This window comes from Janthinobacterium aestuarii (assembly GCF_046113285.1).
Taxonomy (GTDB): domain Bacteria; phylum Pseudomonadota; class Gammaproteobacteria; order Burkholderiales; family Burkholderiaceae_D; genus Janthinobacterium.
The window spans coordinates 499,490-524,077 of record NZ_CP142524.1 but is presented as its reverse complement, the minus strand read 5'-3'; the positions used below and the strand labels follow the sequence as shown (position 1 = coordinate 524,077).

24 protein-coding genes and 1 pseudogene are annotated in these 24,588 nt (G+C 63.0%); 7 read left to right on the top strand and 18 right to left on the bottom strand.

Features of this window, described 5'->3' with window-relative positions; all coding sequences use genetic code 11:
• Positions 1–6: 6 nt before the first annotated feature.
• From OX462_RS02275 to leuS, 8 genes are all read right to left on the bottom strand, one after another.
• Entirely contained in the window at positions 7–1,287 is a 1,281-nt protein-coding gene (locus tag OX462_RS02275; protein ID WP_200880291.1) for a multidrug effflux MFS transporter, read from the bottom strand.
• A gap of 189 nt (positions 1,288–1,476) precedes the next feature.
• Positions 1,477–2,679, bottom strand: a complete 1,203-nt coding sequence (locus tag OX462_RS02270) for a THUMP domain-containing class I SAM-dependent RNA methyltransferase (protein ID WP_373631582.1) — start codon at positions 2,677–2,679, stop codon at positions 1,477–1,479.
• Positions 2,680–2,917: 238 nt separating this feature from the next.
• Positions 2,918–3,532 carry a 2-hydroxychromene-2-carboxylate isomerase gene (locus tag OX462_RS02265; protein WP_070220516.1) on the bottom strand — a complete coding sequence of 205 codons (615 nt, stop codon included), beginning with the start codon at positions 3,530–3,532 and terminating at the stop codon, positions 2,918–2,920.
• Positions 3,533–3,542: 10 nt separating this feature from the next.
• On the bottom strand, positions 3,543–3,980 hold the full coding sequence (locus OX462_RS02260; RefSeq protein WP_070220518.1) for a CopD family protein: 438 nt from the start codon (positions 3,978–3,980) through the stop codon (positions 3,543–3,545).
• Positions 3,981–4,050: 70 nt separating this feature from the next.
• Complete coding sequence (locus tag OX462_RS02255; RefSeq protein WP_409027669.1) at positions 4,051–5,334, bottom strand: glutamate-5-semialdehyde dehydrogenase; 1,284 nt, start codon at positions 5,332–5,334, stop codon at positions 4,051–4,053.
• Between the two features lie 11 nt (positions 5,335–5,345).
• Positions 5,346–6,362 (bottom strand): DNA polymerase III subunit delta, encoded by a 1,017-nt coding sequence (gene holA / locus OX462_RS02250; RefSeq protein WP_058048018.1) that lies wholly within the window; start codon positions 6,360–6,362, stop codon positions 5,346–5,348.
• A 10-nt stretch (positions 6,363–6,372) separates the two neighbouring features.
• Positions 6,373–6,963, bottom strand: a complete 591-nt coding sequence (gene lptE, locus OX462_RS02245; RefSeq protein WP_070311734.1) for an LPS-assembly lipoprotein LptE — start codon at positions 6,961–6,963, stop codon at positions 6,373–6,375.
• Between the two features lie 2 nt (positions 6,964–6,965).
• Complete coding sequence (gene leuS / locus OX462_RS02240) at positions 6,966–9,605, bottom strand: leucine--tRNA ligase (RefSeq protein ID WP_070311735.1); 2,640 nt, start codon at positions 9,603–9,605, stop codon at positions 6,966–6,968.
• Positions 9,606–9,761: 156 nt separating this feature from the next.
• Between leuS and OX462_RS02235 the strand changes: the two genes are divergently transcribed.
• Together OX462_RS02235 and OX462_RS02230 are read left to right on the top strand one after the other, a co-directional pair.
• A complete protein-coding gene (locus OX462_RS02235) occupies positions 9,762–10,526 on the top strand; it encodes a DUF6597 domain-containing transcriptional factor (RefSeq protein ID WP_409027668.1) in 765 nt (254 codons plus the stop codon).
• 41 nt (positions 10,527–10,567) lie between these two features.
• Positions 10,568–10,969 (top strand): VOC family protein, encoded by a 402-nt coding sequence (locus OX462_RS02230; protein WP_409027667.1) that lies wholly within the window; start codon positions 10,568–10,570, stop codon positions 10,967–10,969.
• Here the strand turns inward: OX462_RS02230 and OX462_RS02225 are convergent.
• Positions 10,966–11,862 (bottom strand): LysR substrate-binding domain-containing protein, encoded by an 897-nt coding sequence (locus tag OX462_RS02225; protein ID WP_409027666.1) that lies wholly within the window; start codon positions 11,860–11,862, stop codon positions 10,966–10,968. The genes OX462_RS02230 and OX462_RS02225 overlap by 4 nt on opposite strands.
• A 159-nt stretch (positions 11,863–12,021) precedes the next feature.
• Here OX462_RS02225 and OX462_RS02220 point away from each other — a divergent pair, with 159 nt between their 5' ends.
• Entirely contained in the window at positions 12,022–13,203 is a 1,182-nt protein-coding gene (locus OX462_RS02220; RefSeq protein WP_070220528.1) for an acyl-CoA dehydrogenase, read from the top strand.
• Entirely contained in the window at positions 13,203–14,462 is a 1,260-nt protein-coding gene (locus OX462_RS02215; RefSeq protein ID WP_409027665.1) for a CaiB/BaiF CoA transferase family protein, read from the top strand. Before OX462_RS02220 ends, OX462_RS02215 begins: the two co-directional genes overlap by 1 nt.
• Before the next feature lie 127 nt (positions 14,463–14,589).
• Here the strand turns inward: OX462_RS02215 and OX462_RS02210 are convergent, their stop codons facing one another.
• The 3 genes from OX462_RS02210 to OX462_RS02200 are packed head-to-tail and all read right to left on the bottom strand — an operon-like array spanning position 14,590 to position 16,401.
• Entirely contained in the window at positions 14,590–14,916 is a 327-nt protein-coding gene (locus OX462_RS02210; RefSeq protein WP_409027664.1) for a barstar family protein, read from the bottom strand.
• Between the two features lie 8 nt (positions 14,917–14,924).
• Positions 14,925–15,734, bottom strand: a complete 810-nt coding sequence (gene dapB, locus OX462_RS02205) for a 4-hydroxy-tetrahydrodipicolinate reductase (protein WP_409027663.1) — start codon at positions 15,732–15,734, stop codon at positions 14,925–14,927.
• Positions 15,735–15,753: 19 nt separating this feature from the next.
• Positions 15,754–16,401 carry an outer membrane protein assembly factor BamE gene (locus OX462_RS02200; RefSeq protein ID WP_409028717.1) on the bottom strand — a complete coding sequence of 216 codons (648 nt, stop codon included), beginning with the start codon at positions 16,399–16,401 and terminating at the stop codon, positions 15,754–15,756.
• Positions 16,402–16,597: 196 nt separating this feature from the next.
• Between OX462_RS02200 and fur the strand changes: the two genes are divergently transcribed.
• The gene (fur, locus tag OX462_RS02195; RefSeq protein WP_034745717.1) at positions 16,598–17,029 is read left to right on the top strand and encodes a ferric iron uptake transcriptional regulator; all 432 of its coding nucleotides are present in this window, start codon (positions 16,598–16,600) and stop codon (positions 17,027–17,029) included.
• 51 nt (positions 17,030–17,080) lie between these two features.
• Here fur and hrcA read toward each other — a convergent pair whose 3' ends face one another.
• On the bottom strand, positions 17,081–18,097 hold the full coding sequence (gene hrcA, locus OX462_RS02190) for a heat-inducible transcriptional repressor HrcA (RefSeq protein WP_034745713.1): 1,017 nt from the start codon (positions 18,095–18,097) through the stop codon (positions 17,081–17,083).
• A 117-nt stretch (positions 18,098–18,214) separates the two neighbouring features.
• On the bottom strand, positions 18,215–18,940 hold the full coding sequence (locus OX462_RS02185) for an HAD family hydrolase (protein WP_070311738.1): 726 nt from the start codon (positions 18,938–18,940) through the stop codon (positions 18,215–18,217).
• A gap of 246 nt (positions 18,941–19,186) precedes the next feature.
• Between OX462_RS02185 and OX462_RS02180 the strand changes: the two genes are divergently transcribed.
• Both OX462_RS02180 and OX462_RS02175 read left to right on the top strand, forming a co-directional pair.
• Positions 19,187–19,786, top strand: coding sequence for a hypothetical protein (locus OX462_RS02180; protein WP_409027662.1), 600 nt, complete (start codon positions 19,187–19,189; stop codon positions 19,784–19,786).
• Between the two features lie 41 nt (positions 19,787–19,827).
• Positions 19,828–20,409: a hypothetical protein gene (locus OX462_RS02175; protein WP_070220542.1), complete on the top strand. Its 582-nt coding sequence runs from the start codon at positions 19,828–19,830 to the stop codon at positions 20,407–20,409.
• Positions 20,410–20,596: 187 nt separating this feature from the next.
• On the opposite strand, the pseudogene mmsB reads toward OX462_RS02175, so the two are convergent.
• From mmsB to OX462_RS02155, 4 genes and pseudogenes are all read right to left on the bottom strand, one after another.
• Positions 20,597–21,505, bottom strand: a pseudogene (mmsB, locus tag OX462_RS02170) (3-hydroxyisobutyrate dehydrogenase); the annotation flags it as partial.
• Between the two features lie 14 nt (positions 21,506–21,519).
• Complete coding sequence (locus tag OX462_RS02165) at positions 21,520–22,647, bottom strand: enoyl-CoA hydratase/isomerase family protein (RefSeq protein ID WP_409027661.1); 1,128 nt, start codon at positions 22,645–22,647, stop codon at positions 21,520–21,522.
• Positions 22,640–23,425 carry an enoyl-CoA hydratase gene (locus OX462_RS02160; RefSeq protein WP_409027660.1) on the bottom strand — a complete coding sequence of 262 codons (786 nt, stop codon included), beginning with the start codon at positions 23,423–23,425 and terminating at the stop codon, positions 22,640–22,642. Before OX462_RS02160 ends, OX462_RS02165 begins: the two co-directional genes overlap by 8 nt.
• The gene (locus OX462_RS02155; protein WP_409027659.1) at positions 23,422–24,582 is read right to left on the bottom strand and encodes an acyl-CoA dehydrogenase family protein; all 1,161 of its coding nucleotides are present in this window, start codon (positions 24,580–24,582) and stop codon (positions 23,422–23,424) included. Before OX462_RS02155 ends, OX462_RS02160 begins: the two co-directional genes overlap by 4 nt.
• Positions 24,583–24,588: the final 6 nt, after the last annotated feature.

The following is a 24,588-nucleotide window of genomic DNA, read 5'->3' as shown; positions in this document are numbered from 1 at the left end:
GGAAACTTATGCCTTGAAGGAACCCAGCAAACGGTGGCGGAAGCGCCGCGATATCAGCCACAGCGCCAGCGCCAGGCCCGTAAACGCCAGCTGGCCCGACGCCAGCCACAGCACGGAACCGGACAGCAGCGGCGAGATCACGCCGGCCACCACGGCGCCCAGCAAGGTGCTGGCAAACGACTGGCACGAGGCCACCGTGCCGCGGATGTGCGGGAACAGGTCGAGCGCCAGCAGGGTCGCGCCCGGGCCCACCAGCGACATGCCGAAGGTATAGAAGAACAGGGGCAGCACCGACCAGGGCAAGGAGGGCGGCAGGAACAGGTGATACACGACATTGACGCTGGCGGCGCACAGCAGGAAGGCAAAGCCGATGCCGATCTGGCGCGCGAACGTGACCTTGCCGGCGATGCGGTTGGCCGCCGCGGCGCCCATGAAGATGCCGCTCACGCAGGGAATGAACAGCCAGGCGAATTGCGATGGCCCCAGGCCCAGCTGCTTGGGCAGCATTTCCGGCGCGGCCGTGATGAACAGGAACAGGCCCGCGAAATTGAGGGCGACGATGCCGGCCTTGATGTGGAACAGCGGCGAGCGCAGGATCTGGCCATAGCTCGACGCCAGGAAGCGGGGATTGAAGGGCTGGCGCTTTTCCATCGGCAGGGTTTCGGGCAGGCGCCAGTAGCAGAACGCCAGCAGCACCACCGTGTAGAAGGCGAGGAACAGGAAGATCGAGCGCCAGTCGAACCAGATGACGATCCAGCCGCCGAGAATCGGCGCCACGGCCGGCGCGATGGAAAAGATCATCGTCACCAGCGACAGCAGCCGCGCCGCCGCCGCATCGGCATACAGGTCGCGGATGATGGCACGGCTGATCACCACGCCGGCGCCGGCCGAGACGCCCTGCATGATGCGGAAGAACCACAGGTAATGCACCGTGTGCGCCGAAGCGCAGCCCAGCGAACCGATGGCAAACATCAGCAGCGACACGAGAATGACGTTGCGCCTGCCGAAGGTATCCGAGATCGCGCCATGCCACAGCACCATGCCGGCAAAGGCCAGCATGTAGAACGTCAGCGACTGCTGCACTTCCAGCGGCGACGCCTGCAGCGAACCCTGGATCGCGCCAAACGCGGGCAGATAGGTATCGATCGACAGGGGACCCAGCATCGACAGCCCGGCCAGCATCATCGCCAGCGCACCGCGGCTCAGCGGCGCCATGTGGCTCGGTGTGGGAGGCGGAACGGGCGTGACCGGGTCGGGCGGCACATCGGCCGGAGGGGTGGGAAACATGGCGGATCCAAAGTGGCGCGCGGACCGGTTGCGGTCCGCGCGAGGTACTGCGTTACTACAGACGTCTACAGACGCCAAAATAGCTGATAAAACCGTCGCGAGCGGAAGGGAGAGCTGGCCGAGAAGCGCAGCCGTACACGAGTACGGCGAGCATCACAGGCCGCCTATGCCGACGCGCAGCAGGTTTGATCAGTTATTTTTTGGCTTGGCTTCTTCGCGGCGGTTGTAGCCGGCGACCATATCAAAGCGGAACAAACGGCATTCCAGCGCACCGTTGAAGAATGGCGTCTTGCGCGCTTCCTTCAGACGCAGCAGCTTGGGCAGGCCCAGGTCGGCCGTGAACAGGAACACGGTCCAGCCGGCGAAACGCTGCTTCAGGGTCGTGCCCATGGCCGAATAGAACGACGTCGACAGTTCATCTTCCGGGATGGTGCTGTCGCCGCGCACGCCGATACGCTCGCCGTACGGCGGGTTGGTCAGCATGATGCCCGGCACGTCGCTCGGCGGCTTGACTTCCTGCGCCTCGATCTGTTTCAGGGGCACGTCGAAGCGCACGCCGGCGCAACGCAGGTTATGGCGCGTCATGGCGACCATGTCGCCCGAGATATCGCTGCCGAAAATGGTCGGTTCGGCCGGCAGCGGATTGACCTTGATGGCGTTTTTCATGGCATTCCACGGCGCCGGATCGAAGTCGTGGAAGTTTTCAAACGCGAACTGGCGCGAGGCGCCCGGCGGTATCCCTTGCAGCATCTGCGCCGCTTCGGCCAGGATGGTGCCGGAACCGCACATCGGGTCGAACAGCACCATGCCAGGCTTCCAGCCCGACACGCGCAGCAGGCCGGCGGCCAGGTTTTCGCGCAGCGGCGCGTCGCCCGTCTCTTCGCGCCAGCCGCGCTTGAACAAGGCTTCGCCCGAGGTGTCGAGATAGACGGTGAAGGTATGCGCGTCGAGGAAGCCGACGATGCGCATGTCCGGCGTCTTGGTGTTGACCGATGGACGCTCGTTGAACTGGTCGCGGAAGCGGTCGCAGATCGCATCCTTGATTTTCAATGTCGTGAATTCCAGGCTGCGCAGCGGCGATTTGACGGCCGTGACGTCAACGCGGATCGTGTGGTGCACGCCGAACCAGTCTTCCCAGGATTGCGCCAGGGTCAGGTCGTAAATATCGTTTTCCGTCTTGTAGCCGGAATGGGCCATGCGCATCAGCACGCGCGAAGCGATGCGCGAATGCAGGTTGATGCGGTAGGAATCGAGCAGGTCGCCGGAGCAATGGACGCCGCCCGGCACCTGGTTGTGCACCTTCATGGTCGCACTATCCTGAGCGATCTCGCCCAGTTCCTCGGCCAGCGCCGCTTCCATGCCGCGCGGGCATGGGCAAAAATATGAAGCCATGGTGTACCTTTTATCCGTTAAAAAACAATTAACTAAAAATTTCAAAACTTGTCGGATTACGCGCGCAGCGCCAATCCGACCTACATCCAATATCTTGCGCAGGTCGGCGCAGGTCGACGTAGGTTGGCGTAGGTCGGCTTAGCCCGCCAGGGCGTAAGCCGACAAACACCGCTGCCGACTGAGCTTGTCGGATTACGCGCAAAGCGCTAATCCGACCTACATTGACATCTTTCCATAATTATTTCGCCAGCGCGCGCTCGACAAAATCGAGGCGGTCCTGCCCCCAGAACCCTTCGCCATCGACGATGTACCACGGCGAGCCGAACACGCTGGCGGCCGTGGCCGCTTCCGTGTTGGCGTCGTATTCCGCCTGCACGCTGGCCGTCTCCGACGTTTTCAGCAACTGGCGGCCGTCGAAACCGGCGTCAAACGCGATCTGTACCAGGGTTTCTTCGTCGCCGATGTTGCGCTCCTCCGCCCACAGACCGCGCATGATGGCGTGCGCCAGCTTCAGCGACGCTTCCACGCCATGCGCCAGGCGCGTGGCGATGATCAGCTTGGCCGACGCTTCCGGCGACACGGGGAAGAACTTCGGCTGCAGGGTCAATGGCACCTGCAAAAAGGCGGACCAGCGCGCCAGTTCGGCCAGGCGGTACGCCTGGCGCTGCGGTGCGCGCTTGGCCAGCGGCAGGCCGCCCGAGACGCTGAAGACCTTGCCCAGGTCAAAGGGACGCACGTCGATCTGTGCGCCCGTCTTCGCGGCGATGGCCATCAGGCGCGCATGCCCCAGGTAGGTCCATGGCGAGTGGGGCGCAAAAAAATACTGCACGACTTTGCTCTGGCTTGCACTCATTTCGACTCCCTTAGAAAGGCTTGACCACGACCAGCACGACGACGGCCAGCAGCATCACCACCGGCACTTCATTAAACCAGCGGAACCAGGTGTGACTGCGCTTGTTGAGACCTTTTTCAAACTTGCGCAGGATGGAACCGCAAGCGTGGTGATAGCCGAGCAGCAGCACCACGAACGTCAGTTTGGCGTGCATCCAGCCCGGCATCTTCATGCCGCCCTGGCTCCCGCCATACAGCATCCACATCAACGCCAGCCCCAGCACCATCGCCGGCAGCGCGAGCAGCGACATGAAGCGGTACAACTTGCGCGCCATCAGCAGCAGGCGCTCGGTGGCCACCGTTTCCGTCTCCATCGCCAGGTTCACGAAGATGCGCGGCAAATAAAACAGGCCGGCGAACCAGGAAATGACGAAGATGATGTGGAAGGCTTTGGTCCAGAGAAAGAGCATGGGGTTCCCAGTGTCAGAGGTGGAGAGAAACAAGAGCACGGGCCGCCTTGTGGGCCGCCCGCGAATGAGACTATTTGCGTACTTCGCCGTGGCCGAAGACCACGTACTTGAGCGAGGTCAGGCCTTCCAGGCCCACCGGGCCGCGCGCGTGCAGCTTGTCGTTCGAGATGCCGATCTCGGCGCCCAGGCCGTATTCGAAGCCGTCGGCGAAACGCGTCGAGGCGTTCACCATCACCGAGGCGGAATCGACTTCGCGCAGGAAGCGCAGCGCATCGCTGTAGTCTTCCGTGATGATGGACTCCGTGTGCTTCGAGGAATACCGGTTGATGTGGTCCATCGCTTCGTCGATGCCGTCGACCACCTTCACCGACAGGATGGCGGCCAGGTATTCGGTGGACCAGTCTTCCTCGGTGGCCGCTACCAGGTGCGGATAAGCGGCGGCGGCCAGGATCGCATGGCTTTCCGGATCGGCGCGCAGTTCCACCTGTTTGGTCAGGTACAGTTCGGCCAGCTGCGGCAGCACGGCCGGTGCGATAGCGCGCGCCACCAGCAGGGTTTCCATGGTGTTGCAGGTGCCGTAGCGGTGGCACTTCGCGTTGAAGCCGATATTGATCGCCTTCCTGATATCGGCCTTGGCGTCGATGTAGACGTGACAGATGCCGTCGAGGTGCTTGATCATCGGCACGGTGGCCTCTTCCATCAGGCGCGCGATCAGGCCTTTGCCGCCGCGCGGCACGATGACGTCCACATACTGCGGCATGGTGATCAAGGCGCCGACGGCCGCGCGGTCGGTGGTGTCGATCACTTGCACGGCATCGGCAGGCAGGCCGGCGCCCAGCAAGCCCTCGGCTACCAGCTTGGCCAGCGCGCGGTTGCAGTGAATCGCTTCCGAGCCGCCGCGCAAGATCGTCGCGTTGCCGCTCTTGATGCACAGGCCGGCCGCGTCCACCGTCACGTTCGGACGCGCTTCATAGATGATGCCGATGACGCCCAGCGGCACGCGCATCTGGCCCACCTGGATGCCCGTCGGACGGAATTTCATGTTCGAGATTTCGCCGATCGGGTCGGCCAGCGACACGATTTGCGTCAAGCCTTCGACCATGGTGGCGATGGCGGCGTCGGACAGGGTCAGGCGGTCGAGCATGGCCGGCGCCAGGCCGGCGGCAGCAGCCGCATCGAGGTCGCGCTGGTTGGCCGCGCGCAGCAGATCGGCATCGCGCACGATGGCGGCGGCGATCAGGGTCAAGGCGCGGTTGCGCGTGGCGCTGTCGGCACGCGCCATGGCGCGCGAAGCGGCGCGTGCGCGCGTGCCCACGTCCTGCATATATTCTGTGATGTCCATGCTCGTATCCATATTGTAAAAAACTAGCCTCGGGCGATCTTCAGTCCCAGTTGCAGCATGGCGTCCCAGGCATCGCCCGCGTAGCCCTTGGCGCGCAAACCCTTGATCATCTTGTCCACCTGCGCCGCCTGCTGCAGCGCCGCTTCCAGCACGGGCAGCGAAATGCGCCGCAGGGCCGGTTCCATCATCCGCTCGCGCGGACCCCAGATGCGGTATTCCTTCAGCAGCGCGCCCAATGGACGCCCCTGCGCCATGCCGGCCTTCAATTTTAACAGCGTGCGGATTTCCTCGGAGACGGCCCACAAGACCAGCGGCAGCGCCTCGCCCTCGCCTTTCAAGCCTTCGAGCATGCGCACCAGGCGCGCCGGGTCGCCGGCCAGCATGGCTTCGGACAGCTTGAAGACATCGTAGCGGGCCACGTTCAGCACCGCGTCCTGCACTTGTTCGTACGTCAGCTTGCCCGCTGCGTGCAGCAAGCCCAGTTTCTGGATTTCCTGGTGCGCCGCGAGCAAGTTACCTTCCACCCGTTCGGCGATGAAGTCGATGCTGGCACGCTCGGCGCTTTGCCCCTGCGCGGCCAGGCGCTGCGATATCCACGCCGGCAACTGTGCCCGTTCCACATTCGGAATGTCGATATACACGGCCGCCTGCTGCAGGCTGGCGACCCAGGCCGCCTTTTGCGTGGCCCAATCCAGCTTGGGCAAGGTGATCAGGGTCAGGTTGTCGGGACTGAGGTTTTTCGCGTAGCTTTGCAGCGCCGCGCCGCCATCCTTGCCCGGCTTGCCCGTGGGGATGCGCAGTTCGATCAGTTTTTTATCGCCGAACAGCGACAGCTCCTGGTTCGCCGCCAGCAGTTCACCCCACTTGAAGCTGCGCTCCACCGTCAGCACGTCGCGCTCGGAGTAGCCCTGCGCGCGCGCCGCGCGGCGGATCTTGTCGGCCGCTTCCAGCGCCAGCAAGTGTTCGTCGCTGGTGATCACATACAGCTGCGCCAGCGGCTTGGCCACATGCCCATCGAGCGCGTCTATCCGCAATTGCATGGCGTCCCCGTTACTGCTGCGGGGCGGCCGGCGCGGCCGGCGTCACCGGCGCCACCGACATGGCCGGCAGCACCGGCTTGATGGCGGCCAGGCGGCGCATGATCTGCTGCACCAGGTCGTTGCGCATGTCGCGGTACAGCGCCGCTTCCTCGGTTTCCTTGGCCAGTACCTGCCTGTCGTCGAAGGTGATGGGGCGCACCAGGCTGATGGTCGTCGGCGCCAGCAACTGGTTGCCGGCCTTGTCCACCACGCGGAAATTGATCGAATAGCCGAGTTGATACTCTTGTACGCGGCCACTGGTGTTCAGGGACAAAATGGTCTTGGTACGATTTGTCTCCGGATCGGAGAGCACTTCAAGGACGGCGTCGGCGCCATCCCTGGTATTGACCACCTCCGTGCTGCCAATGGCGCGGATATAGCGCTTCAGGCCGATCGCCAGCGGCGACGACTCGGGCAAGCCGATGTACATCGTCGCGAACGGCAGCATGAAACTGCCGTTCGAACCGCGCAAGTGAAAGCCGCAGGCCGACAGCAGGACGGTCAGGCCCAACGCCAGCACGGCGCGGCGGCCCAACAGCGATACTTGAGAGGAAGTCGTCATGATTACACCACGATGCTGATTAACTTGCCTGGCACGACGATGATCTTCTTCGGCGTGGTCTCGACGTACTTCTGCACACTTTCGCACGCCAGCGCGGCCGCTTCGATGCTGGCCTTGTCCGCATCCTTGGCTACCGTGATCGAGCCGCGCAGCTTGCCGTTCACCTGGATCATCATCTCGATCTCGGACTGCTCCAGCGCTTGCGGGTCGACCTGCGGCCATGCCACGTTCAGCAGATCGCCGTGCACGCCAGCGTAGCCGAGTTCCTGCCACAGCACATGGGTGATGTGCGGCGCGACGGGATTGAGCAGGCGCAGGAAGATCGAGAAGCCTTCGGCGATCAGGGCCTTCGACTGCGCGCTATCGTCCAGCTTGGCCGATTCCAGCGTGTTGAGCATCTTCATGCAGGCCGACACCACGGTGTTGTACTGGATGCGCTTCAAGTCGTAATCGGCTTGCTGCAGCAGCTTGTGCAATTCGCGGCGCAGGTTTTTCTGCGCGTCGCCCGTGGCCGGTGCGGCGCCGCCAGCCAGTGCGGCCTGGATCGTTGCCGACTGGGCATAGCCGAAGTTCCACACGCGGCGCAGGAAGCGGTTCGCGCCTTCGACGCCGCTGCCCGACCATTCCAGGGTCTGTTCCGGCGGCGAGGCGAACATGGTGAACAGACGGGCAGTGTCGGCGCCGTACTGCTCGATCTGCGCTTGCGGGTCGATGCCGTTGTTCTTCGACTTCGACATTTTTTCCGTGCCGCCGATTTCCACGGGCTGGCCGTCGGCTACCAGGACGGCGGACTGCGGACGGCCCTTGTCATCGAGCGACAAGCGCACGTCGTCCGGGTTGAACCAGGTAGTCTTGCCGGCGGCGTCCTTGCGGAAGTACGTTTCGTTGAGCACCATGCCTTGCGTCAGCAGGTTGACGAACGGCTCGTCGAACTTGACCAGGCCGAAGTCGCGCATGATCTTGGTCCAGAAGCGCGCGTACAGCAAGTGCATGACGGCGTGTTCGATGCCGCCGATGTACTGGTCCATCGGCATCCAGTAATCGTTGCGCGCGTCGACCATGGCGTCGTTCGAGCCTGGCGAGGTATAGCGCATGTAGTACCACGACGAATCGACGAAGGTATCCATGGTGTCCGTCTCGCGGCGCGCCGGCTTGCCGCACTGCGGGCAGTCGCACTGCAGGAAGGCTTCATATTTGTTCAGCGGGTTGCCCGTGCCGTCCGGCACGCAGTCTTCCGGCAACACCACCGGCAGGTCTTTTTCCGGCACCGGCACCACGCCGCAGTCGGCGCAATGGATCATCGGAATCGGCGTGCCCCAGTAGCGCTGGCGCGAAATGCCCCAGTCGCGCAGGCGGAACGTGGTTTTCTTTTCGCCCAGGCCCAGCTCCGCCAGGTCGGCGGCCACCGCATCGACGGCGGACGCGAAATGCAGGCCGTCGTATTTGCCGGAGGCGATGCAGACGCCGTCCTTGCTGCCATACGATTCCTGCCAGGCGTCCGTCGAGAACTCCTGACCCTTGACTTCGATCACTTGCTTGATCGGCAGATTGTATTTCTTGGCAAAGCCGAAATCGCGTTCGTCGTGCGCCGGCACCCCCATCACGGCGCCGTCGCCGTAGGTGATCAGCACGTAGTTGCCGACCCAGACTTCCACTTGCGCGCCCGTCAGCGGATGGGTGACGAACAGGCCGGTCGGCATGCCCTTCTTTTCCATCGTTGCCATGTCTGCCTCGATCACGGAACCGAGCTTGCATTCGGCGTTGAACGCGGCCAGAGCAGGATTCGTTTGCGCGGCGTGGATGGCCAGCGGGTGTTCGGCGGCCACGGCGCAGAAGGTCACGCCCATGACGGTGTCCGGACGGGTGGTGAAAACGTACAGCTTGCCGTCGCCGATCAGGGCGCCGTTCGCGTCCTTGATCGCATGCGGGAAGGCGAAGCGCACGCCCGTCGACTTGCCGATCCAGTTGGTCTGCATGATGCGCACGCGCTCGGGCCAGCCCGGCAGCTTGTCATCGACATAGGCCAGCAGCTCTTCCGCGTAATCGGTGATGCGCGCGTAGTACATGGGGATTTCGCGCTTTTCGATCAGCGCGCCGGAACGCCAGCCCTTGCCGTCGACCACTTGTTCGTTGGCCAGCACGGTCTGGTCGATCGGGTCCCAGTTCACGGTGCCCGTCTTCTTGTAGATGATGCCTTTTTCCAGCATCTTGAGGAACATCCACTGGTTCCATTTGTAGTATTCGGGCTTGCAGGCGGTCATTTCGCGCGACCAGTCGATGGCCAGGCCCATCGATTCCATCTGCTGCTTCATGTGGGCGATGTTCGAATACGTCCATTGCGCAGGCGGCACGTTGTTGGCCATGGCCGCGTTTTCCGCGGGCATGCCGAACGCATCCCAGCCCATCGGCATGAGCACGTTGTAGCCGTTCATGCGCAGGTAGCGGTACATCACGTCATTGATCGTATAGTTGCGCACGTGACCCATGTGCAGCTTGCCCGAAGGGTAAGGCAGCATCGAGCAGGCAAAATACTTGCCTTTTGGGAAACGCGGATCGTGTTCGACGGCTTTATAGGCGTCGATCGCCTTCCAGTGCGATTGGGCGGCTTGTTCGACGTCGGCGGGACTATATTTATCTTGCATGATGTGCGGCCAATAGTGGATATGAACCGAGCATTATACTGGTTGTCGCCGCCCGATAGCGCGGCGCGCTGGCGGCCCGGGCCGGCAAATTTTGGCAAGCGCACAATTATGCTGTGTAATATATGCGCAATCTTGTTCTTTGCATCAAAGCCGGCCATGATCGTCTATCAGGAATATCTGCCCATCCCCACCTTGCGGCCCTGGCTGGACTGCGTCTGGACCTGCCGCGTGCAGACGGGCGCCACGCCCTTCACGCACCAGGTCTTGCCCGACAATTGCATCGATATTCTGTGCCAGGACCAGCAGGACGCCAGCTTTGCCGTCGGCATGATGACGGCGCCCGTCACCGTCATCAGCCAGGGTCTCGTGCAGACGGTGGCGGCCCGCTTCAAGCCGGGCGCGGCGGCCAGCTTCTTCCAGCTGCCCTTGTGCGAACTGAGCAATGGGCGCACGGGATTGCAGCAGCTATGGGGCCGCGAGCTGGCGGCGCGCCTGGGTGACGCCCTGTGGAGCGAACCCTTGTCCAACACACAAAGAATTGCCATTTTGCAAGATTATCTGCTGCTGCGCCTGCGCGCCGCGCCGCCACGGCGCCAGGCCGGCGCGGCCGACCATGCCATCGCGGCCATTGAGGCGGCATCGGGGCAGGTGCGCGTGGATGGACTGGCGCAGCAGCTGGGCGTGTCGCGCCAGCACCTGGCGCTGCAATTTCGCCAGCAAGTGGGCATCAGCCCGAAGCTGTTTGCCCGCATCTGCCGTTTCCGCGCCGCCAGCCAGGCCATGCAAAGCGTGGCGGGACAGCAGGACTGGGCGCAGGTGGCCTTGCAATATGGTTATTTCGACCAGTCGCACCTGATCCACGACTTCCAGGAATTCGCCCGCAGCTCGCCCGACGCGTGGCTGACGGGCCGGCGCGCGTGAGCGCCTTCCATTTTTCCAATCGCCACGCGCACGCCGGTGGCATGATGGCGTTATTCTTCATTCACCAGGAGCAGAACATGATCAAGGGCTTGCGCACCGTCACCTATCCCGTCCCCGACCTGGACAAGGCCAAAGCCTGGTACAGCCAGGTATTCGGCACGGCACCGTATTTCGACCAGCCGTTCTATGTCGGCTTTGCCATCGGCGGCTTCGAGCTGGGCCTGCTGCCGGACGGCCAGCCTGGCACGCAGGGCAGCGTGACTTACTGGGGCGTGGATGGCATCGAGCAGGAAGTCGAACGCATCGTGGCGCTGGGTGGCAGCCTGCACCATCCGATCACGGACGTGGGCGACGGCATCCGCACGGTGGAATTGCTCGACCCCTTCGGCAACCAGATCGGCCTGATCGACAATCCCCACTTCGATACGGCCAAGGTCATCTAGGCCGCCTCGTCTTGCAGCCATACGCGGAACTGCTGCAAGGCCAGTTTTTCATGTGCCGCCTCGGGCGTGATCAGGTAATACGAGCGCTGGCCGCGCAGTGGGCGCTCGCATGCGATGCGCAGCTCGCCGCGCGCCAGTTCCGCTTCGACCAGCATACGGGGCAGCAAGACCACGCCCTGCCCCTGCACGGCCGCCATGGCCAGCATGGAAAACAACTCATAGCGGGCGCCGTAGCGCGCCAGTTCCCCATCGACCTGCATGGCGTCAAACCACTGGCGCCAGGCGCCCGGGCGCGTACTTTGCTGCAACAAGGTCAGTTCCAATAAATCCTGCGGCTGCCAGGCGCTGCGCGCCGCCAACAGGCGCGGGCTGGCGACGGGCACGATTTCTTCGTGCATGAGCAAGGTGGCGCGCGTGCCGGGCCAGCGCGCCAGCTGCTCGGGCGTGCCCGCGTACAAGGCGCCATCGTATTCCGTATCGGCAAACATGAACGGTTTTGTATAGGCATCGATATGCACGACGATATCGGGGTGCAAACCGGCCAGCGACGACAGCCGCGGCATCAGCCAGCGCGTGGCAAACGTGGGCACGGACGCGAGCTGCAGCGCCCCGCCGCCGCCCTGGCGCGCCATGGTGTCAAGCGTGTCGCGCTCCAGGCCGTCGAGGCGGGCCGCAATCTGCCGCGCATATGCGGCACCGGCGCTGGTCAGCAGCACGCCATGGCGCGTGCGCTGGAACAGTTGCACGCCGAGAAAGATTTCCAGGGAAGATATCTGCCGCGACACGGCGCTTTGCGTCAGCGACAGTTCGCGCGCCGCATGCGTGTAGCTCTGGTGGCGCGCGGCCGCTTCGAAACAATTTAGCGCTTGCAGCATGGGAATTTTGCGTGACATGGGGGTATCGGGCCGGTGAAAGGCTCCAGTATGCCGCAAGATATGCGCATCACGCATGTCTGGGTGCAAAAAAATCGTTTGCGCAAGGCTAGGCAAAAACCTACCATGAGCCATATTCAATCTTGCGCCGATCACCGGCGCTCACCTGCGAGGCCTGTGATGAGCAAAACCGTATTCGACTGGAATTCCCCCCTGCTGCTGGAAGAACAACTGACGGGCGACGAACGCGCCGTGCTGGAAGCGGCCCGCGACTATTGCCAGGGCAGCCTGGTGCCGCGCGTGCTTGAATCGTTCCGCCATGGCCGCACGGACGCCGCCATCTTCCGCGAAATGGGCGAGCTGGGCTTGCTGGGCACGACGATACCCGAAGAATACGGCGGCGCCGGCCTGAACTACGTCTGCTACGGCCTGGCCGCGCGCGAAGTCGAGCGCGTCGATTCGGGCTACCGCTCGATGATGAGCGTGCAATCATCGCTGGTGATGGTGCCGATCAATGCCTTCGGCAACGAGGAAACCAAACAGAAATACCTGCCGAAACTGGCGACGGGCGAATTCATCGGCTGCTTCGGCCTGACGGAACCGAACCACGGCTCCGACCCGGGCAGCATGGTCACGCGCGCGCGCAAGGTGCCGGGCGGCTACAGTATCTCCGGCGCCAAGATGTGGATCACCAACAGCCCGATTGCCGACGTGTTCGTCGTCTGGGCCAAGGACGATGAAGGCGCGATCCGCGGCTTCGTGCTGGAAAAAGGCTGGAAAGGCCTGTCGGCGCCGGAAATCCACGGCAAGGTGGGCTTGCGCACCAGCATCACCGGCGAAATCGTCATGGATGAAGTATTTTGCCCGGAAGAAAACGCCTTCCCCGACGTGCGCGGCCTGAAAGGTCCATTTACTTGCCTGAACAGCGCCCGCTACGGCATCGCCTGGGGCGCGCTGGGCGCGGCCGAAGACTGCTACCTGAAGGCGCGCCAGTACACGATGGACCGCCAGCAATTCGGCCGCCCATTGGCTGCGAACCAGCTGGTGCAAAAGAAACTGGCCGACATGCTGACGGAAATCACCATGGGCTTGCAAGGGTGCTTGCGCCTGGGCCGCATGAAGGATGAGGGCTCGCCCGCCGTGGAAATCACGTCCATCATGAAACGCAACAGCTGCGGCAAGGCACTGGACATCGCCCGCATGGCGCGCGACATGATGGGCGGCAACGGCATTTCCGACGAATTCGGCGTCATCCGCCACCTGGTCAACCTGGAAGTGGTGAACACCTATGAAGGCACGCACGATGTGCACGCGCTGATCATCGGCCGCGCCATCACCGGCATCGCCGCCTTCAGCAACTGATGGACGCCTTGGCTTCCACCCTCGCCTCCACCCTGCGGCCCGCGCCGTTGACGGGCTTGCGCGTGCTCGACCTGTCGCGCGTGCTGGCCGGCCCGTGGGCCGGGCAAATGCTGGCCGACCTCGGGGCCGACGTCGTCAAGGTCGAGCAGCCGGGACGCGGCGACGACACGCGCTCCTGGGGTCCGCCGTATCTGAAAGACGCGGACGGCCGCGATACGGCCGAGGCCGCCTACTTCCAGTGCGCCAACCGCAACAAGCGCTCCTTGTGCATCGACCTGGCTGCCCCTGAAGGGCAAGCCCTGGTGCGCAAGCTGGCCGCCGAATCGGACGTGCTGCTGGAAAATTTCAAATTGGACGGATTGAAGCAATACGGCCTCGATGCGGCGAGCTTGCTGGCGCTCAACCCGCGCCTCGTGTACTGCTCCATCACGGGTTTCGGCCAGGATGGGCCGTATGCGGCGCGCGCCGGCTATGACTTCTTAATCCAGGGCATGGGCGGCTTGATGAGCATCACGGGCGTGCCCGATGGCCAGCCGGGCGCCGGACCGCAAAAAGTGGGTGTGGCGCAAACGGACATCCTGACGGGCCTGTACGCCACCATCGCCGTGCAGGCCGCATTGGCCGAACGCGAGCGCTCGGGCCTGGGCCAGCATATCGACCTGGCCCTGCTCGACGTGCAAGTGGCCGCGCTGGGCAACCAGGCCGCCAACTACTTATGCGGAGGCAAGGTGCCGCAGCGCATGGGCAATGCGCATCCGAACATTGTTCCGTATCAAGACTTTCCCACGGCCGATGGCGACATGATTCTGGCGATCGGCAACGATGGACAGTTTTCGCGTTTTTGCGCCGTCGCCGGCCACCCGGAATGGGCACAGGACGAACGCTTCGCCACCAACCCGCAGCGCGTGGCGCACCGGGCGGTGTTGATACCGTTGATGCGCCAGACCACGGTCATGCGCACGACGGCAGAGTGGATCAGCGCGTTCGAGGCGCAAGCCGTGCCGTGCGGCCCCGTCAACCGCATCGACCAGGTCTTTGCCGACCCGCAAGTGGTGGCGCGTGGCTTGAAAGTGGAGATGCCGCATCCGACGGCGGGCACGGTGGCGCTGGTGGCCAATCCCGTGCGCCTGTCCGGCTCGCCGGTGCAATACCGCTTGCCGCCGCCCTTGCTGGGGCAGCATACGGACGAGGTATTGCAGCAGTGGCTGGGATTGGACGGTGCGGAGATTGACGGCTTGCGTGAGCGCAAGGTGGTGTAAATGTTGGTCGTCTGGACGTAGGTCGGATTAGCGGGGCCGCCGAGGCGCTTGCGCGTAATCCGACCTGCACAGCCAACAATGTTGTCGGATTACGGCCCGCAGGGCCTAATCCGACCTAGGATTCCATTCACTTGAGTACCAGTTTCAATGCCGGTTTTTCACCGTAATCGTCATAGCGCTCATTGATGCCGGCGATGCAAAACGTGATTTCTTCCAGCAAATCAGGCACTTGCGCCTTCATCGCGTCAGCGTCCTGCACCACGATGTCCAGCACTTCGTTCGGTTTCAAACGGAACTGCGTCATGTTTTCATCGTCGCGCAGGTAGCTGAGGCAATCGACCCAGGCATCCATGCTGTTGCCGTAGAACGCGGGGAAACCGAAGGCTTGCACGCATTGTGCGTGAAAGCTCGCTTCATCGGTGATGTCTTTTCCATTCAGGAGGGCAGTGGTCATGGTACTCCTCAGTTCTTCAGCGACAGCACATCCTGCATGTCGAACAGGCCCTTCGGCTTGTCGGCCAGGAAACGCGCGGCGCGCAGGGCGCCGTGGGCGTAGGTGACGCGGCTGCTCGATTTGTGGCTGATCTCGATGCGCTCGCCGATGCCGGCAAACAGCACCGTATGGTCGCCGACGATATCGCCGCCGCGGATGGTGGCAAAGCCGATGGTCGACGGATCGCGTTCGCCCGTCACACCTTCGCGGCCGTACACGGCGCATTCCTTCAGGTCGCGGCCCAGGGCGCCGGCCACCACTTCACCCATTTGCAGGGCCGTGCCCGACGGCGCATCGACCTTGAAGCGGTGATGCGCTTCGATGATTTCGATGTCGTAGCCTTCGGACAGGCTTTTCGCGGCCAGTTCCAGCAGCTTCATGGTGACATTCACGCCCACGCTCATGTTCGGCGCGAACATGATCGCCGTCTTTTCGGCGGCGGCGGCAATGGCGGCCTTGCCCGCGTCATCAAAACCGGTGGTGCCGATGATCATCTTGATGCCATGCTCGGCGCAATACGCCAGGTGCTGCAAAGTGCCTTCGGGGCGCGTGAAGTCGATCAGGTAATCGGCATTGGCCAGGCCGGTGGCCAGGTCCGACGCGATCAGCACGCCGGCAGGCTTGCCGAGAAAGGCGGCGGCATCCTGGCCGACGCTCGGCGAGCCGGCGCGGTCGAGGGCGCCGGCCAGCACGGCGTCGGGCGCGTTGCTGACCGCTTCGATCAGGATATGGCCCATGCGGCCGCTGGCGCCAGCGATGGCAATTTTCAGTTCAGTCATTTTATTCTCTTACAACAACTTATTTGGTGGGTTCGGCGGCAGGCGTCGGTGCTGGCTCGGCGGCAGGCGCCGTTGCTGGTGCTGGTGCTGGTGCAACGTCAGGCTTGCTCACAGGAATGGCAGGAGCGGCATCGGCCGGCACGGGCACGGCGCTCGGCGCCACGGGCGATGGCACGACGGCGGCAGGCACGTCAGCCTTGGCGACCTTGGCGAATGGCGACGGACCGGCGATGCGGTCGATATATTCTTTCTCCGTCGGCAAGTTGCCGCCTTCGAAACGTTCAACCTTGCCATCCTTGCCGAAGTACACGACCACGCGGCTGCTGGTGGTTTCGCCACTGCCCCGCGCCAGGCGGAATGGATAATCCCAGCGGTCGGCATGGAAGATATCGGTCAGCAGCGAAGTGCCGAGGACGAAACGCACCTGGTCGCGCGTCATGCCTACTTTCAACTGGGCCAGCATCTCTTCGGAGACAAAGTTGCCTTGTTGAATGTCAGGACGGTAGGGCGAGAAAAACCACATGAATTTTTGCAGCGGCGTAATGGTGGTCGTCTGCGCGCCTTTTTCAGGAACGACTTCCTTGCCCTCTTTCTGGGTGATGGCTGGCTTTTCGCCAAGGATGCCACGGCTGGCGCAGCCGGACACGGCCAGCGCGACACAGACCATGCCTGCCACGACTGGTGCTCGAAATGAAATACGGTGCCAGAGAGATGGCAATACAGCCGGGGTTACGCGCATAAATGACCTCAATTGGATGAACAAAACGCCAGGAGTGACCGGCCCGCCAAAAAAAAGCATATTTTGGCACTCCCCGACAAAACGCTATATGATAAAGCACCTGACCCACATACGAGCAACAAACATGAGTAACAATCCTAGTGATCTCAAGGCAAGCGGCCTGAAAGCCACCCTGCCACGGCTGAAGATACTCGATATCTTCCAGAGTAGCCCGGTACGCCACCTGACCGCGGAAGACGTCTACAAGATTCTGCTGGCCGACAATATGGATGTCGGCTTGGCAACTGTCTACCGTGTCCTCACGCAATTCGAACAAGCCGGCTTGCTTAACCGCAACCATTTTGAAACCGGCAAGGCGATTTTCGAACTCAACGAAGGCTCCCACCATGACCACCTGGTGTGCCTCGACTGTGGCCGGGTCGAAGAATTCTTCGACGAAGAAATCGAAATCCGCCAGCAAAAAGTGGCCGAAGAGCGCGGCTTCAAGATCGCCGAACACGCCCTGGCCATCTACGGCAACTGCACCAAGACAGCTTGCCCGCACAAAACAGCCTGACCCACGCCGGCCGTTCCCGCAAGGGGCCGGCCGGCGCAGCATTGAACCGCATCAATGATGGCTGAGCGCGCTCGACAGCAGCTTGGCCGTGATGTCGACGATCGGGATAACGCGCTCGTAAGCCATGCGCGTCGGTCCGATCACTCCCAGCGTTCCCACGATCTTGCCGTTGACTTCATACGGCGCCGTCACCACGCTCATCTCATCCATCGGCACCAGGTTCGATTCGCCGCCGATGAAAATCTGCACGCCCGTCGCCTTGCTCGACACGTCGAGCAGCTGCATCAAGCCCGTTTTTTGCTCGAACATGTCGAACATCTGGCGCAGCGAATGCATATTCGATGACAGATCGCTCACGCTGAGCAGGTTGCGCTCGCCGGAAATGACCATGTCGTCGCTATGGTCGGCCATCGCTTCGCTGCCCGCTTCCACGGCCGCCTGCATCAGGCTGCCCATGTCGTCGCGCAACTGGCGCAGTTCGCCTTGCAGGCGCACGCGCACGGCGTCGAACGACAGGCCGCCGTAATTCTGGTTGATGTAATTGGCCGATTGCACCAGTTGCGCCGGCGTATAGTCGGCCTCCGTCAGCAATAAACGGTTCTGCACGTCGCCGCCGGGCGCGACGATGACGAGCAGGATGCGCTTTTCAGACAGGCGCAAAAATTCAATCTGCTGGAACACGGATTCGCGGCGCGGACTGAGCACGACGCCGGCGAACTGCGACAGCGACGACAGCATCTGCGCCGCGTTGGCGATGGTTTTTTGCGGCTGCGGTGTCTGCAGGCGCATGCGCGACTCCACCAGGTGCTCGTCCAGGTGCCGGACGGTCAGCAAGGTGTCGACAAAGATGCGGTAGCCACGCGGCGTGGGGATGCGTCCGGCCGAAGTATGCGGACTGGACACATAACCAAGCTCTTCCAGGTCGGCCATGATGTTGCGGATCGTGGCCGGCGACAGGTCGAGGCCGGAAATTTTCGACAAGGCGCGCGAACCGACCGGCAGGCCGTCGGCGATATATCGCTCGACCAGGGCTTTCAGCAGTGTTTGGGCACGTGTATCGAGTTGCATGGTGTCTTAGGTAAGCAAATATTCTTTAAACAAGCATATTGTTAAGCAAGCGGCAACGAAAGCGGCCGAACATGCATCAACAGCGCCTATTATGCACGTTCGCCCGTCCGACGGCGATCAATCTTCCAGCTGCCCCTGCAGCCACAGCAGCAATTCATCAAAGTTGGCGCAGATGGCGTCGGGCTGCACGCCGGCGGCCAGATGGGCATCGCTGCCCTTGCGGTTCATCCAGACGGCACGCATGCCCGCCCCTTGCGCTCCCGTCACGTCGAAATACAGGTCGTCCCCCACATACACGGCTTCATGCGGCGCCACGTCCAGCGCGGCGCAGGCGGCCAGGAAGATGCTGGCGTCAGGCTTGGCGACGCCGAAATCGCTGGCGGCAATCGACACTTTAAAATGCTGCGCCAGGCCGATAATTTCAAGGTCCGCATTGCCATTCGAGATCGAGCCGACCAGCATGCGCTGCCCCATCCAGGCCAGGCCGGGCAAGACATCGTCATACGGCTGCACGCGATGGCGCGCCGCCAGGAACTGCGCGATGGCGCCGTCGACCAGGGCGGGATCTTCGCCGGCGGCCTCAAAGGCGGTCAGCAATCCCGCGCGGCGCAGCTCGATCAAATTGCCATGGAAATGCGGTTGTTCATTGAGCATGGCCAGACGGTGCTGGCGCAACAGCTCGATGGAAAACTGCTGCGCCACCTTGGGCGCATGCGTGGCCAGCCAGTCGTGCAGCAGGGTTTCGGCGGCGGCAATCACGGGCGCGATGGGCCACAAGGTATCGTCGAGGTCGAAGAGGATGGCCTTGGGCGGCACGGCAGGTTTTACAGGGGCAAGAGACATGGAACTCACTATATAGATGCCGCGTCACGGTGCGCAGCCCGCAGCTATTGTCGCACCGATCGCCGCCGCCGGCATGGCGGCGCCCCCATGAAATGGGGCCGGGCCGGCGCTTCCCGGCGAAAAATTGTTACAGGGTGATACAAGGCAAGATCATCCGGCTTGCCAGATAGACTAAAATAGGCGCCATTCCAATGCGGCGCCAGCGTCCGCGTTGCGCTACCCAACCTAATTCGTTTTGGAGAATGTATGAAAAATTTGTACCTGCGCTCGATGCTGGCGGCGGCTTGCGCCGTCACATTGGCGGCCTGCGGCGGCAGCGGCGGCAATCTGTATCTGAGCGGCCAAGTCGTCAATCTGGCAAAAGATGGCCTGATTCTGCTGAATGACGGCGAACGCCTGCCTGTCACCTCAGGCCAGACTTCCTTTGTTTTCACCAAGCTGGTCAGCACCGATGACCGCTACGATATCACCATCGCGCAACAGCCAAAAGGCGCCGTGTGCACGATTACCAATGGCGCCGGCAAGGCATCGAGCTATACCGTGACCACGGCCCAGGTGATTTGCGTGACCAATACCTACCCGCTGAGCGGCACGATCACGGGCCTGACCGCCGACGGTTTGACCCTGGCCATCGGCAATATCACCACCAGCCCGCTGAAAGGCGGCACCAGCTATACGTTCCCGAATGTCAATGACGGCATCGCCTACAATATTTCCATCGCGACGTATCCAACGGGCCAGACGTGCAGTTTCGTGGGTTCTGCCAGCGCCAACGGCCGCGATGTCGTCGGCACCATGGGCTCAGCCGCCACGACCGGCGCCGCACTGAACTGCACGGCGCAGTAAGCCAAGCGATTCGTCACCACTATATTGGATTGGAGAAATACATGAAGTTATCCTGCCTGCGCCCTATCGCCGCGCTGCTGTTGACCCTGGGATTGGCTGCTTGCGGCGGCAAGGCCTCGTATGATGTCAGTGGCACCGTCAGCAACTTGAACACCGAAGGCCTGGTTCTGGTCAATGGCGGCGATCCGCTCCCGATCAAAGCCGGCCAGACCTCGTTTACCTTTGGCAAGCGCATCGACTATGGCACCGACTACAACATCACCGTGCAGACCCAGCCAGCCCACATGACTTGCACCGTCAGTGGCGGAACTGGCTCGGCCGGTCACTACGTCAGTATCCAGGCATCGGTTTCCTGTGCGCGAAACGCGTACACGGTAGGCGGCACGGTGACTGGCCTGACAGCCGACGGCCTGGTCCTGATCAACGGCAATGCGCAAACCACGGTGGCCAAAGGCAGCACGACCTTCACTCTGGCATCGCCTGTTGCCGATGGCGACAAGTATGGCATCAGCGTATTTACCCAGCCAACCGGCTTGAAATGCACCGTGGCACCCAACACGGGCGTCGGTGTGATGGGTGAAGCAAACGTGACCACCGTGCAGATCGCCTGCAATCCAGGCTAAGACTGTGGCGCTGGCAGCCGCGACGCGGCTGCCAGGAAGAGATATCACGAAAATCTATATTTGATATTCGAAAGATAAATTGGAGTTATATGTGGCGATGCAGCATAATGCATCTGTCTCCTCCAACTCTTCCAAGAATTGGATTTAGCCCGCTTTCACCAGCGGGCTTTTTTTTGTCCAAAATTCCTCAGGCGGATTTATCCAAGCCCGGCTGCAGCATCTGCACGATGCTGGAGAAATCCTGCTGCGCATAGCCGGCTTGCGCATGCATCTGGTACAGCTGGCGCACCAGCCCGCCCAAGGGCGTGGGCGCGTTCGCCGACAGGGCCGACTGCTGCGCCAGACCCAGGTCCTTCAGCATCAGCGCCGTGCCGAAGCCGCCCGTGTAATTGCGCGACGCGGGCGTGCCGTCCATGACGCCGGGCCACGGGTTGTACACTTCCAGGGTCCAGTTGCGGCCCGAGCTCTTGGCCATGATGTCGGACAACACTTTCGGATCGAGGCCATGCGCCACGCCCAGGTTCAGCGCCTCGGCCGTCCCCGCCATCAGTATGCCCAGCAGCATGTTGTTGCAAATCTTCGCCACCTGGCCCGCGCCCGCCTCGCCCGCATGGAAGATGTTCTTGCCCATCTTTTCCAGCAGGGGCCGCGCCTGCTGCAAGGCCGCTTCGCTGCCGCCGACGATGAAGGTCAGCGTGCCGGCCGCCGCGCCCGCCGTGCCGCCCGAGACGGGCGCATCGATCATGGCAAAGCCCCGCTCGCTGGCCGCCTGCGCCACTTGCCGTGCCACGTCGGCGGCGATGGTGCTGCAGTCGATGAACAGGGCACCGGGCTTGGCCGAATCGAGCACGCCGCCTGCCGCCAGGTACAGTTCCTGCACGTGCTTGTTGGCTGGCAGCATGGTGATGACGGCGTCCGCCGTCTGCACGGCCGCGCTGGCGGACGCGGCTGCCGTGGCGCCCGCCTCGACCAGCGACGCCACAGCCGCCGGCGCCAGGTCGAACACGGACACGTGAAAGCCGGCGGCCACCAGGTTGCGGGCCATTGGCGCGCCCATGTTGCCCAGGCCGATAAAAGCGATATGTTGCATATGTGTCTCCTCTTGTTCTTTTAATGCAGGTCGCGCAAAGGATGGCTATCCCATGGCGCCGTGAAATATTCATTGAGATACGTCTCGCTGACCTCGGCGAGGCTGGCCGGCTGCCACTGCGGCGCGTTGTCCTTGTCGATCAGCAAAGCACGCACGCCTTCGCTGAAGTCTGCATGGGCGCAACATTGCACGGCAACGATCAGTTCCAGCTGAAACACTTGCGCCAGGCTCATGTGGCGCGTGCGTACACGCATGGCCCACACCAGGGCGGCCGAAGTGGGCGCGCCCTTGTCCAGCGAGTGGGCCGCTTTTTGCAGCCAGGCCGAGTCGCCGTCATACGCGGCAATGGCGGCCACCACTTCGGGCAAGGTGGGCGCTTGCGTCAGCGCCGCGATGGCGTCGAAGTTGGCGCGCACTTCGGACACGGGCAGCATGGAGGCCGGCGCCGAGAAGCCGCGCAGCAAGCGGTCCAGCTGCTCGCTGTTCGCCTGCGGACTGGCTTGCCATTGCGCCAGCGCCAGCGCGTCGAGCACCATGTTCCGTTCTTCCTGGCGCAGGAAATAGTCGCCCAGGCCCGCGAACAGGGCGTCGGCCCCGTTCAAGGGCGCGCCCGTCAAACCCAGGAACAGGCCGCTGCGCCCCGGCATGCGGCCCAGGAACCAGCTGCCGCCCACGTCGGGGAACAGGCCGATGGTAATTTCCGGCATGGCGATGCGCGTGCTTTCCGTCACGACCCGGTGGCTGGCACCGGCCATCAGGCCCAGGCCGCCGCCCATGACGATGCCGCCGCCCCACACCAGCAGCGGCTTCGCATACGTATGGATGCGGTGGTCGAGCCGGTATTCCTCGGCAAAGAAGGCCAGCGCCTGCGGGTTCGGCACGACGCCGGGCTGCTCGACGATGGCCGCGCGCAGGCTGCGCACGTCGCCGCCGGCACAGAATGCCTTGTCGGTCGACGAGTGCAGCACCACGCAGGCGACGGCGTCTTCAGCGGCCCAGCGCACGAGAGCGCCGTCGATGGCGCGGATCATGTCCAGGGTCAGCGCGTGCAGGGATTTGGGCGCATCGAGGGTGATGACGCCCAGCTTCATGCCGCCGGGACAGTCGCGCTCCTCGATTTTCACGGTTTCAAGTAAAGTCTCAACCATTCTTCCACTCCGCCGGACGTTTTTCCAGGAACGCCTGCACGCCCTCTTTCTGGTCTTGCGTATCGAACAGGCCGAGGAACAGGGTGCGTTCATCGGGCAGGGAAGCGGCCAGCGGACGGCTGCGCGCGCCCTGGATCAGGGTCTTGCATGCCGTCACGCTGCTCGGGCTCTGGCGCGCCACTTTGGCAGCCAGGGCCAACGCCGTGGCGGCAGCCTTGCCGGTTGGCACAACTTCCTCGACCAGGCCGATGGCCAGGGCCTTGGCCGCATCGACCCGCTCGCCGCACAAAATCATGCGCTTGGCCCAGCCTTCGCCCACCAGCCACGGCAAGTGCTGCGTGCCGCCCGCGCATGGCAACAGGCCGACCGAGGCTTCCGGCAAGGCCATCTGCGCGTGTTCCTCGGCGATGCGGATATCGCACGCGAGCGCGCATTCAAGACCGCCGCCCATGGCGTAGCCGTTGATGGCGGCGATGCTGACGCCGCGAAACGCGGACAATGCCTCGAACGCCTCGCCAAACGCGGCCGCCATGGCGAAGGCCGTGTCCTTGTTACCGTCGGCAAACACGTTCAGGTCGGCGCCGGCCGAGAAGAACTTCGCGCCGCCGCCCGTGATCACCAGCGCGTACACGTCGGCGTCCGCATTCAGGTCGGCCACCAGCTCTTTCAGAGCGTTCAGGCTGGCCAGGGTCCACGTGTGGGCGGGCGGGTTGTCGAGAGTCACCAGGGCCGTATGGCCACGGCGTTCCAGCAGTAAATTTGTATACACTTTGCTCATCGTAAGGTCTCCGTGGCGCCGTCTTTCAAAATCGCTCGCGCGACGATCAGGCGCATGATTTCATTCGTCCCTTCCAGGATCTGGTGCACCCGCGTGTCGCGCACGTGGCGCTCGAGCGGGTACTCGCGGATGTAGCCGTAGCCGCCATGCAATTGCAGCGCATCGTTGGCCACATTGAAACCCACGTCCGTGGCGAAACGCTTTGCCATGGCGCAATACGCCGTGGCGTCCGGGCTTTCCTGGTCCAGTTTCCAGGCCGCCAGGCGCACCATCTGGCGCGCCGCCACCAGCTCCGTCAGCATGTCGGCCAGTTTGAATTGCAGGGCCTGGAACTGCGCCAGTTCGCGGCCGAACTGCGTGCGCTCCTTCATATACGTTTGCGCGCGCGTGAGGGCCGCCTGCGCCGTGCCCACCGAGCACACGGCGATATTGATGCGCCCGCCATCGATGCCCTTCATGGCAATGGCAAAACCTTCGCCTTCCGCACCCAGCAAGTTACCGACAGGCACTTTCACCTGGTCGAAGCTGATGATGCGCGTGGGCTGGCTGTTCCAGCCCATCTTTTCTTCTTTCTTGCCATACACGATACCGGGCAAATTCGCCGGCACGGCAAAGGCGGAAATACCGGCCGCACCCTCACCGCCCGTGCGTGCCATGACTATCAGCATATCCGTCTGCCCCGCGCCCGAGATGAACGCTTTCGTACCGTCGAGCACGTAAAAATCGCCCTCTTTTACTGCCTTGGTGCGCAAGGACGCCGCGTCGGAACCTGATTGCGGTTCCGTCAGGCAATAGCTGGCCAGCTTCCGGCCGGCCGCCAGCGCTGGCACCCACTCGTCGCACAGGGCTTCCTGTCCCCAGCGCGACAGCATCCAGGTGGCCATGTTATGGATCGTGATATAGGCCGTGGTCGAGGTGCAGCCGCCGGCCAGCTCTTCAAACACGATGGCCGCATCCTGGCGCGACAGGCCCAGGCCGCCCCAGCGCTGCGGCGTGTACAGGCCGCAAAAGCCCATCTCGCCCGCCTTGGCGATGGTTTCCACGGGGAAGATCGATTCCGCATCCCAATGCGCCGCGTGCGGCGCCAGTTCGCCTTCGGCAAACGCGCGCGCCGCCTGCTGGAACTCGCGCTGCTCGTCGCTCAGTTCAAAGTCCATGGCCAC

Bases quoted from the DNA above. Each gene is read 5' to 3' on its own strand.
- OX462_RS02215 (WP_409027665.1), top strand. From the start codon at position 13,203: ATGGACGCCTTGGCTTCCACCCTCGCCTCCACCCTGCGGCCCGCGCCG.
- dapB (WP_409027663.1), bottom strand. From the start codon at position 15,734: ATGACTGAACTGAAAATTGCCATCGCTGGCGCCAGCGGCCGCATGGGC.
- OX462_RS02200 (WP_409028717.1), bottom strand. From the start codon at position 16,401: ATGGTCTGTGTCGCGCTGGCCGTGTCCGGCTGCGCCAGCCGTGGCATC.
- OX462_RS02265 (WP_070220516.1), bottom strand. From the start codon at position 3,532: ATGAGTGCAAGCCAGAGCAAAGTCGTGCAGTATTTTTTTGCGCCCCAC.
- OX462_RS02235 (WP_409027668.1), top strand. From the start codon at position 9,762: ATGATCGTCTATCAGGAATATCTGCCCATCCCCACCTTGCGGCCCTGG.
- OX462_RS02220 (WP_070220528.1), top strand. From the start codon at position 12,022: ATGAGCAAAACCGTATTCGACTGGAATTCCCCCCTGCTGCTGGAAGAA.
- OX462_RS02230 (WP_409027667.1), top strand. From the start codon at position 10,568: ATGATGGCGTTATTCTTCATTCACCAGGAGCAGAACATGATCAAGGGC.
- OX462_RS02175 (WP_070220542.1), top strand. From the start codon at position 19,828: ATGAAGTTATCCTGCCTGCGCCCTATCGCCGCGCTGCTGTTGACCCTG.
- OX462_RS02160 (WP_409027660.1), bottom strand. From the start codon at position 23,425: ATGAGCAAAGTGTATACAAATTTACTGCTGGAACGCCGTGGCCATACG.
- OX462_RS02270 (WP_373631582.1), bottom strand. From the start codon at position 2,679: ATGGCTTCATATTTTTGCCCATGCCCGCGCGGCATGGAAGCGGCGCTG.
- OX462_RS02165 (WP_409027661.1), bottom strand. From the start codon at position 22,647: ATGGTTGAGACTTTACTTGAAACCGTGAAAATCGAGGAGCGCGACTGT.
- OX462_RS02260 (WP_070220518.1), bottom strand. From the start codon at position 3,980: ATGCTCTTTCTCTGGACCAAAGCCTTCCACATCATCTTCGTCATTTCC.
- OX462_RS02255 (WP_409027669.1), bottom strand. From the start codon at position 5,334: ATGGATACGAGCATGGACATCACAGAATATATGCAGGACGTGGGCACG.
- OX462_RS02185 (WP_070311738.1), bottom strand. From the start codon at position 18,940: ATGTCTCTTGCCCCTGTAAAACCTGCCGTGCCGCCCAAGGCCATCCTC.
- OX462_RS02180 (WP_409027662.1), top strand. From the start codon at position 19,187: ATGAAAAATTTGTACCTGCGCTCGATGCTGGCGGCGGCTTGCGCCGTC.
- OX462_RS02155 (WP_409027659.1), bottom strand. From the start codon at position 24,582: ATGGACTTTGAACTGAGCGACGAGCAGCGCGAGTTCCAGCAGGCGGCG.
- holA (WP_058048018.1), bottom strand. From the start codon at position 6,362: ATGCAATTGCGGATAGACGCGCTCGATGGGCATGTGGCCAAGCCGCTG.
- fur (WP_034745717.1), top strand. From the start codon at position 16,598: ATGAGTAACAATCCTAGTGATCTCAAGGCAAGCGGCCTGAAAGCCACC.
- OX462_RS02225 (WP_409027666.1), bottom strand. From the start codon at position 11,862: ATGTCACGCAAAATTCCCATGCTGCAAGCGCTAAATTGTTTCGAAGCG.
- OX462_RS02210 (WP_409027664.1), bottom strand. From the start codon at position 14,916: ATGACCACTGCCCTCCTGAATGGAAAAGACATCACCGATGAAGCGAGC.
- leuS (WP_070311735.1), bottom strand. From the start codon at position 9,605: ATGCAAGATAAATATAGTCCCGCCGACGTCGAACAAGCCGCCCAATCG.
- lptE (WP_070311734.1), bottom strand. From the start codon at position 6,963: ATGACGACTTCCTCTCAAGTATCGCTGTTGGGCCGCCGCGCCGTGCTG.
- OX462_RS02275 (WP_200880291.1), bottom strand. From the start codon at position 1,287: ATGTTTCCCACCCCTCCGGCCGATGTGCCGCCCGACCCGGTCACGCCC.
- hrcA (WP_034745713.1), bottom strand. From the start codon at position 18,097: ATGCAACTCGATACACGTGCCCAAACACTGCTGAAAGCCCTGGTCGAG.